General features: G+C 64.3%; 14 protein-coding genes and 3 pseudogenes. 7 read left to right on the top strand and 10 right to left on the bottom strand.

The annotated features are described in order from the left end of the window. The first annotated feature begins 30 nt into the window (after positions 1 to 30). A complete protein-coding gene (locus bpln_RS18855; RefSeq protein WP_042626944.1) occupies positions 31 to 1,437 on the top strand; it encodes an MFS transporter in 1,407 nt (468 codons plus the stop codon). A 416-nt stretch (positions 1,438 to 1,853) separates the two neighbouring features. On the opposite strand, the gene bpln_RS18850 is transcribed toward bpln_RS18855, so the two are convergent. Together bpln_RS18850 and bpln_RS37845 are read right to left on the bottom strand one after the other, a co-directional pair. Further along, a complete protein-coding gene (locus bpln_RS18850) occupies positions 1,854 to 2,384 on the bottom strand; it encodes an SDR family NAD(P)-dependent oxidoreductase (protein ID WP_244132048.1) in 531 nt (176 codons plus the stop codon). 67 nt (positions 2,385 to 2,451) lie between these two features. Beyond that, a pseudogene (locus tag bpln_RS37845) lies at positions 2,452 to 2,613 on the bottom strand (oxidoreductase); the annotation flags it as partial. A 177-nt stretch (positions 2,614 to 2,790) separates the two neighbouring features. Here bpln_RS37845 and bpln_RS34205 point away from each other — a divergent pair. Next, a complete protein-coding gene (locus tag bpln_RS34205) occupies positions 2,791 to 3,852 on the top strand; it encodes a catalase family peroxidase (RefSeq protein ID WP_082465355.1) in 1,062 nt (353 codons plus the stop codon). After that, positions 3,849 to 4,400 carry a cytochrome b gene (locus bpln_RS18845; protein ID WP_055139676.1) on the top strand — a complete coding sequence of 184 codons (552 nt, stop codon included), beginning with the start codon at positions 3,849 to 3,851 and terminating at the stop codon, positions 4,398 to 4,400. The genes bpln_RS34205 and bpln_RS18845 overlap by 4 nt, the downstream gene beginning before the upstream one ends. A 396-nt stretch (positions 4,401 to 4,796) precedes the next feature. Here the strand turns inward: bpln_RS18845 and bpln_RS35740 are convergent, their stop codons facing one another. Then, positions 4,797 to 5,000: a Rossmann-fold NAD(P)-binding domain-containing protein gene (locus bpln_RS35740; protein ID WP_148654088.1), complete on the bottom strand. Its 204-nt coding sequence runs from the start codon at positions 4,998 to 5,000 to the stop codon at positions 4,797 to 4,799. A 413-nt stretch (positions 5,001 to 5,413) separates the two neighbouring features. Here bpln_RS35740 and bpln_RS18840 point away from each other — a divergent pair, with 413 nt between their 5' ends. From bpln_RS18840 to bpln_RS18830, 3 genes are all read left to right on the top strand, one after another. Continuing rightward, positions 5,414 to 6,106, top strand: coding sequence for a type 1 glutamine amidotransferase domain-containing protein (locus bpln_RS18840; protein ID WP_055139675.1), 693 nt, complete (start codon positions 5,414 to 5,416; stop codon positions 6,104 to 6,106). Positions 6,107 to 6,235: 129 nt separating this feature from the next. Further along, positions 6,236 to 7,399 (top strand): alkene reductase, encoded by a 1,164-nt coding sequence (locus bpln_RS18835; protein ID WP_055139674.1) that lies wholly within the window; start codon positions 6,236 to 6,238, stop codon positions 7,397 to 7,399. Then, a complete protein-coding gene (locus tag bpln_RS18830; RefSeq protein WP_055139673.1) occupies positions 7,396 to 8,136 on the top strand; it encodes an SDR family oxidoreductase in 741 nt (246 codons plus the stop codon). Before bpln_RS18835 ends, bpln_RS18830 begins: the two co-directional genes overlap by 4 nt. A gap of 12 nt (positions 8,137 to 8,148) precedes the next feature. Here bpln_RS18830 and bpln_RS34200 read toward each other — a convergent pair. The 7 genes and pseudogenes from bpln_RS34200 to bpln_RS18795 all read right to left on the bottom strand — a co-directional run. Further along, positions 8,149 to 8,616: pseudogene (locus tag bpln_RS34200) on the bottom strand (IS5 family transposase); the annotation flags it as partial. Between the two features lie 161 nt (positions 8,617 to 8,777). Continuing rightward, a pseudogene (locus tag bpln_RS18825) lies at positions 8,778 to 9,887 on the bottom strand (IS3 family transposase). Positions 9,888 to 9,992: 105 nt separating this feature from the next. Beyond that, on the bottom strand, positions 9,993 to 11,960 hold the full coding sequence (gene asnB / locus bpln_RS18815; RefSeq protein ID WP_055139670.1) for an asparagine synthase (glutamine-hydrolyzing): 1,968 nt from the start codon (positions 11,958 to 11,960) through the stop codon (positions 9,993 to 9,995). A 1-nt stretch (position 11,961) separates the two neighbouring features. Next, the gene (locus bpln_RS18810) at positions 11,962 to 12,219 is read right to left on the bottom strand and encodes an acyl carrier protein (RefSeq protein WP_042624916.1); all 258 of its coding nucleotides are present in this window, start codon (positions 12,217 to 12,219) and stop codon (positions 11,962 to 11,964) included. A 38-nt stretch (positions 12,220 to 12,257) separates the two neighbouring features. Then, positions 12,258 to 13,661, bottom strand: coding sequence for a condensation domain-containing protein (locus bpln_RS18805; RefSeq protein ID WP_055139669.1), 1,404 nt, complete (start codon positions 13,659 to 13,661; stop codon positions 12,258 to 12,260). Beyond that, positions 13,661 to 16,285, bottom strand: coding sequence for a non-ribosomal peptide synthetase (locus bpln_RS18800; protein WP_055139668.1), 2,625 nt, complete (start codon positions 16,283 to 16,285; stop codon positions 13,661 to 13,663). The genes bpln_RS18805 and bpln_RS18800 overlap by 1 nt, the downstream gene beginning before the upstream one ends. Before the next feature lie 2 nt (positions 16,286 to 16,287). Further along, entirely contained in the window at positions 16,288 to 16,530 is a 243-nt protein-coding gene (locus tag bpln_RS18795) for an MbtH family protein (protein WP_042624918.1), read from the bottom strand. A 247-nt stretch (positions 16,531 to 16,777) separates the two neighbouring features. On the opposite strand from bpln_RS18795, the gene bpln_RS18790 reads away from it, so the two are divergent. After that, positions 16,778 to 17,590, top strand: coding sequence for a 2OG-Fe dioxygenase family protein (locus bpln_RS18790; protein ID WP_042624919.1), 813 nt, complete (start codon positions 16,778 to 16,780; stop codon positions 17,588 to 17,590). Positions 17,591 to 17,639: the final 49 nt, after the last annotated feature.

Below are 17,639 nucleotides of genomic sequence, written 5' to 3'. Positions count from 1 at the left end.
CATTCCAATATTATTCAGGAGACCCGATCGATGAACGACGGACAGGCAACCCCCACCCCGAGCGCGCAGCAGACGCGGCGCGCCACCGCCAGCGGCTGGATCGGCTCGGCGCTCGAATACTACGATTTCTTCATCTACGCGCAGGCCGCGGCGATGGTGTTCCCGCAGCTGTTTTTCCCGGCCGGCAACCCGAAGCTCGCGATCGTGGCGTCGCTCGCCACCTACGGGGTGGGCTACGTGGCGCGCCCGATCGGCGGCTTCCTGCTGGGCCGGCGCGGCGACACGCACGGCCGCAAGCACCTGCTGCTGCTCTGCATGTTCCTGATGGGCGGCTCGACGTTCGCGGTGGGCCTGCTGCCCACCTACCACCAGATCGGCATCCTCGCGCCGATCCTGCTGGTGCTGCTGCGGCTGATCCAGGGCTTCGCGGTGGCCGGCGAGATCTCGGGCGCCAGCTCGATGATCCTCGAACAGGCACCGCCCGGCCGGCGCGGCTACTACGCGAGCTTCGCGCTGCAGGGCACGCAGGCCGGCCAGATCTTCGCGGCGGCGATCTTCATGCCGCTCGCCTACTGGATGCCGACCGCGTCGCTGGTGGCCTGGGGCTGGCGCATCCCGTTCCTGCTCAGCGCGCTGGTGCTGGTGGCCGGCGTCGTGATCCGCCGCAACGTGTCGGAATCGGCCGCGTTCGTGAACGAGGACGCCAACGGCGCGATCCCCGCCTCGCCCGTCACCATCGCGCTGCGCGAGAGCTGGCGCGACATGATCCGCATCGCCGTGATGGCCACCGCCGCCGTGATCGCGATGGTCGCCACCATCTTCGGCGCGGCCTACGCGGTGCAGCCTTCGTATGGCATCGGCTTCCATCCGAACACCTATCTGGCGATCCCGCTGATCGGCAACATCGTGGCCGTGATCGTGATCCCGTATGTCGGCCGGCTGTCGGACCGGATCGGACGACGCATCCCGGTGGTGGTCGGCTCGCTCGGCGCGGGGCTGCTGTCCTACGTCTATCTCTACGCGATCAGCGTGAAGGACGCGCCGGTGGCGATCGTCACCTCGGTGCTGATGTGGGGGGTGATCTACCAGGGCTTCAACGCCGTGTTCCCGAGCTTCATGCCGGAGCTGTTCCCCACCCGCACGCGCGTCTCGGCGATGTCGATCGGGCAGAACATCGGCATGGCGCTCACCGCGCTGCTGCCCTCGCTGTTCGCGGCGATCGCGCCGCCGGGCACGCAGCACATCCCGCTTCTGATCGGCACCGTCACGCTCGCGATCACGGCGCTGGCCGCGCTCTCGGCGTGGACCGCGCGCGAAACCTACCGCACGCCGCTGCACGAGCTGGGCGGGCCGCGCGCGGGCAGCGGCACGGCGCGGCACCGCGCGAACCGGCAGGATGCCGCGGCGGGACCGGCGGCGGGTGCGCGGTCGCGGTGAAGTAAAGGGCGCCGGCGTTATGGTGTGGGCGACGCCGGCGGTCGGGGCGTTGCCTGGAAGCTCGCGCGGGAATTCGCTCGGGCATTCTCCCGGGAGTTGGCCCGAGGATCGCCCCGAAATCGCTCCGAAATCGCCCGGATTTTCGCCGGGCATCCGCCCGGGGATTCACTCGGGATTCACTCGGGATTCACTCGGGATTCACTCGGGATTCGCTCGGGATTCACTCGGGATTCACTCGGGATTCGCTCGGGATTCGCTCGGGATTCGCTCGGAATTCGCTCGGAAGTTCGTCCGGAAATCCGCTCGGGAGTCGGTCCCGAAGTGTGCTCGGGAATCGCCCTGAAGTCCGTCCGCGAGTCGCCCGGGAATTCGCTCCCGGGAATCACCCGAGGATTCGCGCGCCGCGCAATCCGCCATCACCCACGCAACATGGCCTCGCTCAGCGTCCACAGCGCCTCCGCCCGCTCCGCGTCCACCGCGTAGGGCGCCACGCCCGTCAGACGCAGCGCGTCGGCCATCACGATGCCGGCCGGCGGCTCGACGCGCAGCGGCGCGACATCCACGTTCTCGCAATAGAGGCCGCCCAGGCCGTCGAGCCGCGGGCTCGTCGCGCACCAGACCTGGGTGGCCGCGCCCTGCTCGACCGTCTTCAACTGCCGCGATGGATCGCGTACCGGCTTGCCGTCGACGTCGAGCACGCCGGCCTCGATCAGCTGCTCGCGCGTGACGTGCTTGCCGAGCCCGGTTTCCACGATCGCGCCCGGATGCAGCGAGAACGCGCGCACGCCGTGCATCTGCTCGCGGCGGTCGAGCGCCACCGCGAACAGGATGTTGGCCGTCTTCGACTGGCCGTAGGCCGTGTACGGGTGATAGTCGCGCCGCGCGAAGTTCGGATCGTCGAGCCACACGTCCGAATAGCGGTGGCCGAGCGACGACACCGATACCACGCGCGCGCCGCCCGCCGCGCGCCGCGCGCAGCAGCGGCAGCAGTCGCGTGGTCAGCTGGAAGTGGCCGAGATGGTTGGTGGCGAACTGCAGTTCATGGCCTCGCGCGTCGAGCGTGCATTCGGGCACGGCCATGATGCCGGCGCTGTTGACGAGCATATGCAGCGCCGGCACGCGGGCCGCGAGCGACGCGGCGAACGCGTCGATCGAGGCCGGGTCGAGCAGGTCCATCGGATGCACCTGAGCGTCGATGCCGGCGAGCGCGGCTTCGGCCCTGGTCCACGGTACGCGTTGAACATGCAGGCAGTAGCCAAACGGCACCGAATCTGCAGGTTCAGACGATCGGTGGCACACTTGCCGCCGCGCTACAGTATGTCTATTAACTCAATCGCTGATCGGGAGAGATCGATGGCCGGCAGACAGACTTCCCATACCTCCGCAGCACGTTCTCTGGTTCTTATCGCAGTCGTCGTGGTCGCGCTTGTTGCGGCGTTCGCCTATACGGCGGGCTGGCTCACGCCCGCTCGGCTCACGCCGACGAAGCTCGTTAACGGACTCGCGCCACCTGGAGGCCCGGCACTCGGCTTCCGTCGCAACCATGCCAAAGGCATCTGCTTCACGGGTACATTCGAATCGAACGGGAAGGGTGCCGCACTCTCTTCAGCGCCGATGTTCGCGCAGGGTTCGTATCCTGTCGTCGGCCGCTTCAACCTTGCGACAGCCGATCCCAATGCGCCTGACGCTACCGTGCGCGTCCGCGGCATGGGCTTGCGCATCGCTGCGCCGGACGGCAGCGAATGGCGCTCTGCAATGATCGACGCGCCGGTGTTTCCAGTTGCGACGCCACGGGCGTTTTATGGCCTGCTGGAGGCGTCAGCGAACAAGACGGACCGGGACGCAATGAAGAAATTCGCTGCCGCGCATCCGGAGTTAGGCGCGTTCGTTCAGTGGGCGGGCAGTGCCCCATGGACGGGCTCCTTTACACAAGATCCGTACAACAGTCTGAACAGCTTCGTCTTCACGAATGCGTCGGGCCAGGATTCGACCGTGCGCTGGTCGTACGTGCCGGTCGATAAGCCCGTAGCCGTTACACCTGACGCGCTGAAACAGCGTGGCGCTGATTTCCTCGATCAGGACGTCACGCAGCGTGTCCAAAGCGGACCGCAACGCTGGCGGCTGATTGTCACCGTCGCGAATCCCGGCGACCCTACCGCGGATCCGAGCAAGGCGTGGCCAGAGGATCGCCGCAAGGTGGACACGGGCATGCTCGTAGTGAACGCGATCGAACCCGAGCCAAACGGGCCATGTCGAGACGTTAACTTCGATCCGACCGTGCTGCCGCGTGGCATGCATGTTTCGGACGATCCGTTCCCGGCTGCGCGTTCGGCTGCATATTCGGTGTCCTTCAACCGACGAACCGCCGAGGACAAAGATTATCCGCACCATCCCGTGGAAGGAGCCACGCCATGACGCCAGATCACGACCGCTTCTCTCCGCTGCAGCACGCGCTGCACTGGCTCATGGCCGTCTGCATTCTGGCCATGCTCTTCATTGGCGTGGGCATGGTGTCCACGGTGAGGCCGGACTATCTGACGCTCGTATCGATTCACAAGCCGCTGGGCATCACGATTCTCGTGCTTGCGCTGATACGTCTCGTCGTGAGACTCGTTAAGGGCGCACCTCCATTGCCTGCTTCGATGCCCGAGCCGATGAAACTCGCCGCGCGCCTGTCGCATCTCGCGTTCTATCTGCTGATGATTGGCTTGCCGCTGATCGGCTGGGGCATGCTGTCCGCGGCTGATTATCCGGTCATCGTGTTCGGTGTGCGTTTGCCGTCCATCCTGCCGCACAGCAATAGCCTGCACTCGCTTTTGTGGAATGCGCACGAAATTCTTGCGCTGTGTTTCTTCGCGCTGATCGTGGTGCATCTCGCGGCGGCGTTGCTGCACGCGCTGGTGAGACGCGACGGCGTGTTCGAAGCCATGGCGCCGTGGAGCGACAAGTCCACGGAACGCTGAATCGGCAATCACGTAGCGTAAGTAAGCGTGCCTCGCTTCATACGTCGACGGCAGACTGCGAGGCACTGGGCCGCTGCATGCGAGCGCACCGTGTCTAAGTAAGGACCGACCCGTTAGGGTCGGCGCCGTTCCCCGGAAAAATCCAGGCATGCTTGCCGCACTTACTTCCATTGGTGTTGCCCTCATCGTCGCATCCGTGCCGGTCTGCAAAGCTCCGCGCAGCCGTGATCCGCTCGGTTAGAGATTGGTCTTCGAGTGCTAGCGCACTTGCCCCGCCCCGAGGGGAACGGCTCTCAACTCCAGGACCATCCCCGATCCAAGTGTGCTCTTGAGTCCTGCTGATCACTGCGGCGCTGATGTTGGGCGAAGGCGCCAAGCGGACGTGCAGAGAACCTGTCACGAAGCGACCTGATTCTGTTCGAAGTCAGAGCGTCCCGACTGACCGGCGGAGTGCTCGGTCGCAAGCCACACCATGCCTGCGGCCGCCTGTTCCACCGTGCGGTAACCCGAGTGATTATTGGAATCGGTGGCGGTGTTGCCTGGATCGACCGCATCGACCTTAATGCTGAGTGGCGCGAGCTCCTTTGCAAAAGCGAGCACGACAGCTTTGAGGGTCGACTTGGAGCTGTTGCAGCCGCGAATGTTAACGCCATAGAACTGGTCAGACGGGTCATCGGGGTGCGCCAGCTGCTGACTGCGCGTTTCGCTTCACCGCGTTCACACATCTGCGCGCCGGCGCATTTTATCTCGTGCTTCTTTTCGTTTTGCCTGACCGTTTGACGTCAATGAGGAGATCGGCATGCTTCTGCGAGGGCGCGGATGTAGCGTCTGCGCTGGCACATGTGACTCGCACTCATAGGATCACAAGACGCCTTCCTAGCCTCGTTCTCGTTTCGTAATCTACAACCACTGCAGCGTTACTGGCTCCGGTTCTCGCAGCAACAAGGCTGCAAATGGATCGCCGCATCTGCTGCATTGGCTTTAGACGATACGTCAACCCTACGGAGAAAGACATGAACGTACTGATGGTTCTCACTTCGCACGATCAACTCGGCAACACCGGCCGCAAGACCGGCTTCTGGCTTGAAGAGCTTGCCGCGCCTTACTACACCTTCAAGGACGCGGGCGCCAACATCGTTCTGGCGTCGCCCAAAGGCGGCCAGCCGCCGCTCGATCCGAAAAGCAATGAACCGGCGAACCAGACGGATCTCACACGCCGCTTCGAGCGCGATGCACAGGCCATGGCTGAACTGTCGAGCACGGTTCGCCTCGACAGCGTTTCGACCGACGACTTCGACGCCGTCTTCTATCCCGGGGGCCACGGTCCGATGTGGGACCTGGCCGAGGACGCGACGTCGATCCAGTTGATCCAATCGTTCATCGCTGCTGGCAAGCCGACAGCGCTGGTTTGCCACGCGCCTGGCGTTCTGCGGCACACGGTCACCGCGGAAGGGCGGCCGCTCGTCGAGGGCAAGAAGGTCACCGGGTTCACCAACTCAGAGGAAGACGCTGTCGGGCTGACCGACGTCGTACCGTTCCTCGTCGAAGACATGTTGAAGGCCAATGGCGGCAGCTATTCGAAGCTGGAAGACTGGGCACCGTACGTCGTTGTCGATGGCTTGCTGATCACCGGCCAGAACCCCGCTTCGTCCGGTCCTGCCGCCGCCCGCCTGCTCAAGCATCCCGCGCTGGGCGCGAAGGTGTAAGCGCGCGCAATGGCAAACGCCTTATTCGATGACCGTGGTCTGGGTCCTGCCTCTGCGCTTGTGCGAGGAGCGCGCGGCGCAACGGTGGGGACCCAGCCGCCCGGAAACATTCACGTAACGAGGTCTACGATGTACCACCAAAAACTGTTTGAACCCGTGCCGCTGGGCGAATATATGCTGAAAAACCGCATCGTCCTGCCGCCACTCACCCGACAGCGTAGTGCCCGCGATGGCGATGTTGCCACCGACCTGATGGCGGCCTACTACAGCCAGCGCGCCGGCGCAGGTCTTATTGTCAGCGAGGGGACGCAGATCGAACCCCGAGGGCAGGGTTATGCATGGACTCCAGGGATTCACAGTAGCGCGCAGATTGCGGGATGGCGCAAGGTCACCGACGCCGTGCACGCAGCGGGCGGCGTGATGTTTGCGCAACTGTGGCATGTTGGACGTGTGTCACACACCGAGCTTCAACCGGGCGGCGACCTGCCAGTTGCGCCTTCCGCGATTCGCGCCGAAAAGGTCAAGGCGTTCATCGCCACTGGCCCCGATACGGGTACCCTGATCGAACCGTCAGTTCCAAGAGAACTTCGCGTGGCGGAAATCAGGGAGCTTGTCGCCCTGTATGCGCAGGCCGCGAGGAATGCGCTCGAAGCCGGCTTCGATGGCGTCGAGATCCATGCGGCCAACGGGTATCTCATCAATCAGTTCATTTCCGCACACTCGAACCATCGTGCCGACGAATATGGCGGCTCGCTGAGCAATCGCCTGCGGTTCCTGCGCGAAGTCGTGCATGCAGTCATGGAAGTCGTCGGGCCGGGTCGCCTTGGCGTGCGGTTCACGCCTCTGTTCACCGGTACGGATCAGGACCGGGTTTATATCGGGCTGGTCGAAGAGGACCCGCATCGCACGTATCTGGAGGCTATCAAGATTCTTGAGGCCGAAGGTGTTGCGTACCTGTCGATTGCTGAAGCCGACTGGGATAACGCGCCGGACTTGCCGGACGACTTCCGCCGCGACGTCCGCGCGGCTTTCAGCGGACGGATTCTTTACGCGGGCCGATATACCGCAGAACGCGGGGCGCGGCTTGTCGAGTCCGGACTGGCCGACCTTATCGCTTTCGGCCGCCCCTTCATTGCGAATCCCGATCTGCCGGATCGCATTGCGAACGGATGGCCACTGAACCCGTTGGATAGCGCGAGCCTGTACGGCGGCGCGGAACGCGGCTTCACCGACTATCCGAGATATGCCGCGACTGCGACCATTCACAATCAAACGGATGAGGTCACTGTATGAACAGCAATATTGAAAACAAGGTGGTACTCATCACCGGCGCCAGCAGCGGCATCGGTGCGGTCACAGCGCGCTACCTCGCGGATCGCGGTGCGCGAGTCGCGGTGGCGGCGCGCCGCAAAGATCGACTCGAACAGCTTGTCGCCGGCATCGTCTCGTCCGGCGGCTCGGCGCGGTCGTATGCACTGGACGTCACCGCGAAAGCGGAGGTTGAAGCCGTGGTCGCTGCCACCGTTGCTGACTTTGGGCGAATCGACGTTCTCGTGAACAATGCGGGATTGATGCCCATTCGCCCAATGATCGAGGTGAACACCGACGAGTGGGATGCGATGATCGACGTGAACATCAAGGGCACGCTGTATGGCATTGCGGCCGTGCTGCCGCGCTTCGCCGCGCAAGGTGGCGGACACATCATCAACCTGAGTTCGGTCGCCGGCATCAAGGTCTTTGCACCCGGCGGCACGGTGTATTCGGGAACCAAGTTCGCTGTGCGAGCGATCTCGGAAGGGCTTCGGCAGGAAGTCGGCGGGTCGGTTCGAGTCACCTCGATCGAGCCCGGTGCGGTCGAAAGTGAACTGAAGCACAGCACGTCCGGAACCGCAAAGGACACCGTGCTCGACTTCTATAAGCTCGCAATTCCGACCGAGTCGGTGGCACGTGCGATTGCTTTTGCGATCAAGCAGCCCGACGACGTCGACATTAACGAGATCGTGTTGCGGCCCACGCGGCAAGACTTCTAAGAGGCCAGTTCGAAAAGGCCGCTCAGATCGGCTGAAGATGTTCCAGTAGACGAGCGAGCAGGCTAGTTTGAGGAATGCTTCGTGAATGTCAGATCGGCGTTCGAAGCGAGTGCGAAGACGACGGAAACCATGGAGCCACGAATGAGTCCGTTCGACGACCCAACGGAATTTGCCGAGGCCGCTGCCGTGTTCGGTGCGGCGCCTGGCGATGACCGGTCTGATGCCGCGCTCGCGAAGTCGGCGGCGATGCGAGTCGGAATCGTAGCCACGGTCGGCGTAGATGACCTTGGGCTTGCGAAGCGGTCGGCCGCGAGTGCCGCGAATCGGCGGGATCGCGTCGACCAACGGCAGCAGTTGCGTGACATCGTTGCGGTTCGCGCCGGTCAGGATCGCACTGACAGGAACGCCGTTCGCGTCTACGAGGACGTGGTGTTTGGACCCTGGTCGTGCGCGATCGGTGGGGTTTGGCCCAGTTTTTGGCCTGCCTTTCCAGCGCCGAATCCGGGAAGCTAGTCCGTTTCACGTTCGAGCGGATGGGGGACCATGCGATCGTCGCCACTCTTCTGAATGGCAGCATGACGTCCGAGGGAACGGGGGCAGTGTGCGCTCCGGAGACGCCGCTTCACCGACGTCCCCCATTTTCAGTAGCGCCCGACTTTAGAATCCGGGGTTGAAGTCTCTGTTTTTGCCGCCAGTTGGCGAGCGTAGGTCGCAGGCGTTAGCCCGCCCAGCGATTTCTTCGGCCGCTCTTCGTTGTATTCTCGTCGCCATGTCTCGATCAGCACCTTGGCATGAGACAGGCTGGTAAACCAGTGCTCATTCAAGCATTCGTTGCGGAAGCGTCCGTTGAATGACTCGATATAGGCATTCTGGTTCGGCTTGCCAGGTTCGATCAGAAACAGCTTTACGCCTCGCCGATGCGCCCAGGTCAACATTGCCCAACCGCAGAACTCCTTGCCGTTGTCGGTCCGAATCGCCTTCGGCAAGCCGCGAAGCAATGCAACGCGATCGAGGATTCGCGTCAATGCATGCCCACCGATTGCCCGCTCCGGCACAATGGCCACGGCTTCGTGCGTGGCATCGTCGACCACGGTCAGGTTCTTGATCACGCGGCCTTCAGCCGTGCGGTCGAACACAAAATCCATTGACCACACCTGATTGGCAGCCGACGGTCGGCCCAATGGCTGGCGTTGCGCAACCGGAACCTTCTTGCGCTTGCGCCGGCGCACCTGCAGTTTCTCTTGCGCGTACAACCGCTCCACGCGCTTGTGGTTCACGATCATGCCGGACTGCCGCAGCTTCAGATAAATCATGCCCGAGCCATAGCGACGGTGCCGCTGCGCCAATGCGACGATCTGCGCCCGCAAGGTGAGATTGCGGTCCGGCGCGGGCTGATAGCGATAAGCGCTGGCGCTCATGCCGATCACCCGCAACGCATGTCGCTCGCTCAAGCCGCCGGCGCACCAAGTCTCGGCGTGACGGTGCGCTCACCACTTTTTTCGTAGCGCCTCGCGAGTGACTTCGTTCTCCAGCATCGATTCCGCGAGCAACTGCTTCAGCCGGTTGTTTTCGGCCTCCAGTTCTTTCAGGCGCTTCGCGTCGGACACGCTCATGCCGCCGAACTTGCTGCGCCACAGGTAGTAGCTTGCCTCGGAAAAGCCATGCTGCCGACAAAGCTCCTTGATCGGCAAGCCGGCCTCCGCCTCGCGCAGGAAACCAATGATCCGCTCTTCGGTGAATCGTTTCTTCATGCCCAATCTCCTGACTACGTGATTGGACTCTAAAGCGTCGTGCTACTCAAGAGCGGGGGGACGTCGAACCTGACAATACCCATCCGGCCGACGCCTGCCGCATTCTCATTCGACCATCACGCTGCGCCTGTCGACTTCATGCACGGGAATCTCGCGCCATTGCCGTACCCGCGCCTCGCCGCGCACGAACCATCGATGCAACCAGAGCGTCGAGGCGAGCAACACGAAAGCCTGATTCTCCTTGGTGCCGATCTGCTCGGGCGGACTGTCGAAGATCCGTGCGATCAGACCCTCGACGAAGCGCGGATCCAGTACGTCGATTTCCTGGATCACGTCGCGGTCGGCGAACAGGTCTCGATAATCCGGCCTTGAACGCACAAAGGCGGCGCTGTCCGGCGCGCGATAGGGGAATTTCCCCTTGTTGATGATGCTGGGCGGCAGCACGTCGGCGTAGGCGAGCTTGAGCAAGCGTTTCTCGTCGAAGCCGTCGTCGAAGCGAAGGTTGACCGAGGCCGCCAGTTCCACCACGGCCGGATCGAGGAACGGGCAGCGATTTTCCACCCCATGCGCGAGCGCCATGCGATCGCCCTGCGTGGACAGCAGATAACCCGACAACAAGGTACGGAATTCGAGCCACTGGGCCTTCTGCACCGGCGACAGCCGCGCATATCCCGGCTCGTCGGCCACCAGCGAGGTCAGTGCCGCGAACGGCTCGCTCGGCCCCTTGAGCAGACGCGCGGCAAAGCGCCCATTCTGGTAGCGCATCTGGTGCGAGAACAGCCCCGGCAGCCGCTCCTCCGCGAACTGCTGGTAAAGCCCGATCATGCGGCGATGCCCGTCGTCTCCGCTGAAATGGCTGAGGTACGGATAGAGCTGGGCCATGCGGCGCATGCGTGTGGCATCGTCGAGCTCATGCCATCTGGAAAGCAGCTGCGTATCCTTGAAGATGCCGTAGCCCAGGAAGGCCTCGTCGGCGCCCTCGCCGCTGAGCACCACCTTGATGCCGGCTTCGCGCACCCGGCGCGACAGCAGATACATCGGCACGAAGGCGGTACGGAATGCCGGCACCTCGGCGTGGCGCAGCGCGTCGCCGAACGCGTCGACCAGGTCGATATCCCTGATATGCACGGCCGTGTGCTCCGTCCCGAGATGGGCGCTCAGGGCCTGCTGCTCCGCCGATTCATCGAATTCCGCATCCTCGAACTGCACCGAGAACGTGCGCAGCTTGCGCGTGGTCTTGCCGGCCGCGATGTGCGCGATGATCGACGAATCGAGACCGCCGCTGGCATACACACCGACCTCGACATCGCTGCGAAGCCGAAGATCCACCGCGCGATCGAGCTCGCCGCGGATTCGCTCGATCGCCTCGTCCTGCGAGGCGGGCGGCGACGCGCCCTCGAGTTCGAGCTCGGCCCAGCATACCGACTCCATCTGGTTGCCGTCGATCACCCGATACTCGCCCATCGGCAACTGCTCGATGCCGGCATAAGCGCTCTGTCCCGGCAAGGGCGTCCAGGTGGCGAAGATCGACGCGAGCTGCTCGCGATCGAACTGAAAACGAAACTCGGGATAAGCGAGAAACGCCTTCATCTCCGAGGCAAACAGCACGGCGCCGCCGCGCCGGGCGACGAACAGGGGGCGCTTGCCATAACGGTCGCGCACCAGATGAAGGCGCCCGCTCGCGCTGTCGTAGATCGAGAACGCGAATGCGCCGTTGAACCGCTGCAGGCAGCGCGGCCCCCAGGCGATCCACGCATTGAGCACGACCTCGGTATCCGAATCGGTATGAAACGAATAACCGCCGGCGTGCAGCTCGTCGCGGATCTCGCGGTAGTTGTACAGCTCGCCGTTATAGCAGAGCCAGTAACGATGGTCCGCGCTGCCGATAGGCTGGGTGCCCGACTTCAGGTCGATGATGCTCAGCCGGGCCGTGCCCATCGCCAGGCGATCGTCGACGAAGTAGCCGGCTTCATCCGGGCCGCGATGCTGGATCTGTCCCAGCATGTCGCGCACGATCCGGGGATAGTGCGCGGGAGAGAGCTCGCTGCGGTAAAACCCGACAATTCCGCACATGTCACGACTCCCCTTGAACCGGTTCGCGTCGTTTCGATTCGACAAGCGTCACCAGTTGCGTCAGCGATACCGCATGGCGAATCTCGCTCTCCCCCTCGTCGAAGCGCACGCCGTACTCGCGTTCAAGGTGGCTGATCAGGTGGATGTAGCCGAACGAATCGAGAATTCCAGCCTCGAACAGATCGCTGTCTTCGGTGACCTGCTCATCGAACTCGAAAAGAAAGTTCGTCTGCAGATACTGTTTCAGTGCTTCTTTCATCGATAGCATTCCTATAAGGTTCGATCGAACGGGCCGTCTCAGGCGGGTACGCTGCCGCCGGCCCAGGTCATGACTCGTGCCGCGATCGCCTCGGCTATCGCCTGGCCGGCCATCGCGGGATGCCGGCTGCGCACGGTGATGCCGAAGCCGTCGTGCTCGCGGTAGAACAGCAGATGCGTCTCGCCGTCATCGATGCGGTCATACACATCGAAGCGTGCCGGCCGCGTGCCGGGGTGCTCGGTATCCGGCAATTCGAGCAGCGGCGCCATGCCGACATAGTCGAAATAGTTGAAAAATACCGGCGCGCCCCGCTCGCCCGGCAGGGTCGACACGGCCAGCATCGATACCGGCAATCGCGCCGTCTCGTCACGCAGATACTGTTGAAACGAGACCGCGCCCGAGCATGGATCGGTGCCGGCCAGCATCTCGCGGGTCAGGACCAGGGGCAGCATGCGGTAATGGCAGCCAATGCTGGTCATGTGCCGCAACGAGCGGTCGCTGATCACGTCGTACAGCACGAAATCCGCGGCCGGCGAGAACCGCTCCGCCAGCACCTGGGCTGCCGCATATTTCAGCCCCGCCGCCAGTTGCAGCTTGTTTTTCGCGCACCAGCGCGCCAGGACGCGGACGCTGCCGGTATCGAGCCGCACATGGTTGCGCGTTTCGTGTCCCGCCAGTGCCGCGGGCAGCAGCGCGCGCGTGCCGACAAAAGCATCGCGACACGCCGCTATCGCGGGTGCGCTGTCGACCGTCGCCGCCGCTCGCCCGGCCCACTCGGTGAAGCGTTCGTCGACAACGGCGCCGGTGCTCCCTGCCCCGCCGGCCCCGGCCGCCGCCCACGCCGCGAACACCTCGCCGAAGAACAGCGCCGCCGACATGGTGTCGATGGCAATATGGTGTGCCACCAGCACCGCCGTCGCGAACCCGTCGCCGAGCAGCAGCAGATGTCGAACCGCCCCGTCGAACAGCTCGAACGGCCGGCTGCGCGCGGCTTCGATCACGCTTGCCGCCGCGGCCGCGTCGGCCACCCGGATCACCTCGAGCGGCGCGATTGCCTGCGTATCGACGATCTGGAGCAGCGCCTGCCGGATCTCGACATACCGACTGCGGAACGTCGGGGCACGCCGTTCCGCCACACGCAATGCCGCGCGCCAGGCGTCGACATCGACATCGGCACGCAAGGCAAGGGCATAAGCCAGGATGTAAGTCAGGTTGTCCGGATCGCGACAGGCATGCAGGTACAAGTCGCGTTGCGAAGGCGCCAGCGGCGTGACCGATTCGACGCTCGGCGCGACCGCGCGCAAGGCCGCGAGCAGGACGCTCGGGCTCTGCTCCGCGGTAATCTGGTCGGCCTCGAGCGCATCTTCGATATCGAACAGGTCATTGAGGCCGAGCCCGGCGGCGCCTGCGTCCGGCGGGCGAACATCATGAGCGGTCTGCATCAGCGCCCCACCGCCTTGTCCCGCGCCGGCTCGCCGGACGAGAATATCAGCGGCGCTAGCAGTGCAACCGTCGGCTTGTCGAATACGTCGCGCATCGAGATGCGCTTGCGCAAGCTCGTCCGGACCTGGCTGACGAGTTTCATCGCGAGCAGGGAGTGGCCGCCGATGTCGAAAAAACTCACCTCGGCACCGACCTGCGGCAGATCCAGCACCTTGCAGAACAGCGCGGCGATCGCGAGCTCCTCCTCGCCGCACGGCTCGCGCGTGTGCTTGCCGCCGGCATCGAACTCGGGTTTCGGAAGACGCGCGCGGTCGAGCTTGCCATTGGTGGTCAGGGGCAGGCGCTCGAGTCCGATCACCGCGGCCGGCAGCATGAACGTCGGCAGCAGGTCGGCGGCATGGCGAGCGACCGCGGCCGTGTCGAGCACCGCCGCGTCCTTCGGCACCACGTAGGCAACCAGACGCCGGTCGCCGTCGCCGCTCTCATGCACCGTGACGCGCGCATGGGCAACATCGGGCGCACCGGCCAGCGCCGCCTCGATCTCGCCCAGTTCGATGCGGAAACCCCGAATCTTGACCTGGTCGTCGGCACGCCCAAGGTAGTCGAGTGTGCCGTCGGCGCGCCAGCGGGCAAGGTCGCCGCTGCGATACATGCGGCTGCCCGCCGGGCCGAACGGGCAGGCGATAAAGCGTCCGGCGCTCATGCCCGGGCGATTCAGGTAACCATGCGCAAGTCCGGCGCCGGACACATACAGCTCGCCGATCGTGCCGGGCGGCACCGGATTCAGGTGCGCGTCGAGCAGATGCACGTTGAGGTCGGCAATCGGCCGCCCCACCGGGCTGTTGCCGGCCGCATCGAGATGGCCGGCATCGAGCGCGACGTGGGTCACATGCACGGTCGTTTCAGTGATGCCGTACATGTTGACGAGCCGCGGGCCGCCGTCGCCATGGCGTTCGTACCAGTCTCGCAGCAAGGCCGTCTCGAGCGCCTCGCCGCCGAACACCACGTAGCGCAGCGCGGGCGGCGCCGGTTCGCCCTGCGCGCGCATCTCCTCGGCCAGCTGGTAAAACGCCGACGGCGTCTGGTTCAGCACGCTGACACGCTCCTGCGCGAGCAACTGCAGGAAGCCCGACGGCGAACGGCTGAGCAGATAGGGCACCACGACGAGGCGCCCGCCGTGCAGCAGTGCTCCCCAGATCTCCCAGACGGAGAAGTCGAACGCGTAGGAGTGGAACATGGTCCAGACGTCGTCGGCGCCGAAGCCGAACTCAGCGTGCGTCGCCGCGAACAGTCTCGCGACGTTGCGATGCGAGACCATCACGCCCTTGGGCTTGCCGGTGGAGCCCGAGGTGTAGATCACATAGGCGGTGTCGTGCGGCACCGGGCCGATGTCGGGCCGGGCGGCGCCGGGATTGTCGGGAGGCATGCTCGCGAGTTCCGCTGCCGTGGCCGGGTCGTCGAGTGTGATCCGGATGGCGCATGCCGCATCCGCGACGGCGACTCCGGACAGGGTGACGACGGCCTTGGGCCGCGCATCGTCCACCATGTATTGCAGGCGCTCGGCCGGATAGTCCGGATCGAGGGGCAGGTATGCCGCGCCCGTCTTGGTGACGGCAACGATCGCGACGATCATCGCGATCGAGCGCGGCAAGGCGAGCGCGACGATATCGCCCGGGCCAACGCCCTGCGCGATCAGGTGGTGGGCGAGCCGGTTCGCGCGCGCGTTCAGTTGCGCATAGTCGATCGTCTCGCCTTCGAAGCTGACAGCCGGGGCCACGGGCGTGAGCGCGACCCGTGCCTCGAACAGCCCGGGCAGCGTCGCCGCCCCGAGATCGCGCTCCGGGTTCGCCCAGACGCGCAAGCGATCGCGTTCGGCGGGCGTGAGCAGCGGCAAGTCGGAAAGCCGAACCGCGGGATTCGCCGCGATCGCGTCGAGCACGCCAAGCAGGCGTTCGCCGAGCGTCTCGATGGTGGCGCGATCGTAGAGTTGTGCCGCATACGCGATGGTGCCGGCCAGGGAGCGACGCGTGTCGTGAAGCGCGAGCGCGATGTCGCCGCCCTGCTCGATCCAGGCCGTCTGCTCCGGCGCCGGATTGTCCGAGATGACCAGCATGACCTGGAATACCGGGTGGTGGCCGGCGGGTTCAATGCCTGCGGCCTGCACCACCTCATCGAACCGGATATCGCCATGCGCGAGCGCCCGGCGATTGGCCGAACCGGCGCGCTGGATCAGATCGACGGCGCTCGGATTGCCGGCCAGGTCCAGGCGCAGCGCGACAAGGTTCGGCTCGACGAGGCCGCGTGAATCGCTCGCGCATGTGCCGATCGCCAGATCGGTCTCGGCGGCGAGCGCGCCCAGGACGATCGCCGTGGCGGCATGCACCACGTCGAACAGTGTCACGTCACGGCTTCGCGCCAAGCTCGAGAGCTTCGCATGGCGCGCGCCGTCCACATGAAAGCCTAGCTGCCCGGACACCGGCCTGGCCGCGCTGCGCGGGCGATCCGTCGGCAGCGCCAGGCAGGCCGGCAGCCCGGCCAGCGCGTCGCGCCAGAACGCCAGCGGATCGGCAACGGCGAGCGCCGGCGTCGCGACGCCGGAGAACACGGAGAGGTCGTCGCGCACGGTCAGCGGCTCCGCGGGTTGTCACCGCGCGCGGTCGCGCCGGCGGCATCGCGTTGCCCGCTCAACGGCCGGATATCGGTCCAATGCGTCTCGACGAAACGCAGGCAGTCGGCACGCGATGCCGGTCCGTGCCGGCGGTCCCAGCCGGCCGGTTGCGCGGCGAAAGCCGGCCAAAGCGAATGCTGGCCTTCGGCATTGCGCAGAACCGTGAATTCGGCAGCGTCATTATCAAATGGATTCGGCATCACGCATTTCCCTTTTAAATAAAAAAACCTAAATCTAATTGCGTCGAATTTGACTCCATATCGATTCACATTGTCAGCCCATGATTTCCGGGACAGTGTTGTTTTTATAATTCGCATACATATAAATTACAAAATCCATTTTTCATGAATGTCCCGAAAATCCTCTACAGACTTCACTTTGTCGCCATGATTCAATGCGCCTCGATCGAAAACCCGCCGAGTTCCTTATTTTGGAATTTAAAATTTTATGGACAACGTTTCTCAAGAAATTGTCGTTTCTCACGAAAGTCTCAGTACCGATAATCTCGGGATAATTGGAATCCGGAATCGATTGAGCGAACTTGGATGGGCGCGTTTCGATGCCGACGATTTCGCTTTGACGGCACATGAGCGCGACGAACTCGACTTTCTCGCGCGCTACGGCGAATCATTGCCACTCGACCGCTTCGGCGGCGACGGGCGTCGCCGCGCCTACTGCGAGGGCATCGTCGATCTGGCGAGCCGTCAGATCGCCTGGCGTCCCGGACATCGCGCCGAGGACGGCGGCATCGAGATCGAATACCAGCAGGACGAGATCTACCAGCCCGAATACGGCGGCGTGGTGCGCCGTTTCCGCCGCCTGGGCTCGGAGGTGCTCGAGACCGGCCTGATCAACCGGCTGATCTGGCACGACCTCGACCTGACGCCGCTGCCGGAACGCCACGAGACGCTGCTCTGCGGCCTGCACATGATCTGCATGACGGCGATCGGCACCGAGCCCGCGCGCATCACCCCCGACTGCTTGCATCGCGACGGCCAGCCCTACACGGCCGCGCATCTGATCCGCCGCCACAACGCAAAAGGCGGCGTCAACTACATCGCACCGCCCAGGTTTTCGGGCTGGCGCGTCGAAGCCGTGCCGGACGATCAGTTGCAGGTCTTCACCCTGCACGAGGCACTGGACAGCTACGTGATCGACGACGAGGCGGTCAGCCACCACGTCACCTCGGTGTCATGCGACGACCCGGCGCTGCCGGGCATGCGCACCATCCTGCTCGTCGATTTCACGCCTGTTTCGTAGTTCTGCAAAATTTCCATTCCGCGCCAGGTGCCTGCCAGCAAGCGGCTCC

Source organism: Burkholderia plantarii, assembly GCF_001411805.1.
GTDB lineage: Bacteria > Pseudomonadota > Gammaproteobacteria > Burkholderiales > Burkholderiaceae > Burkholderia > Burkholderia plantarii.
The sequence above is the reverse complement of the archived record's forward strand: the minus strand, read 5'-3'. Positions and strand labels throughout refer to the sequence as shown.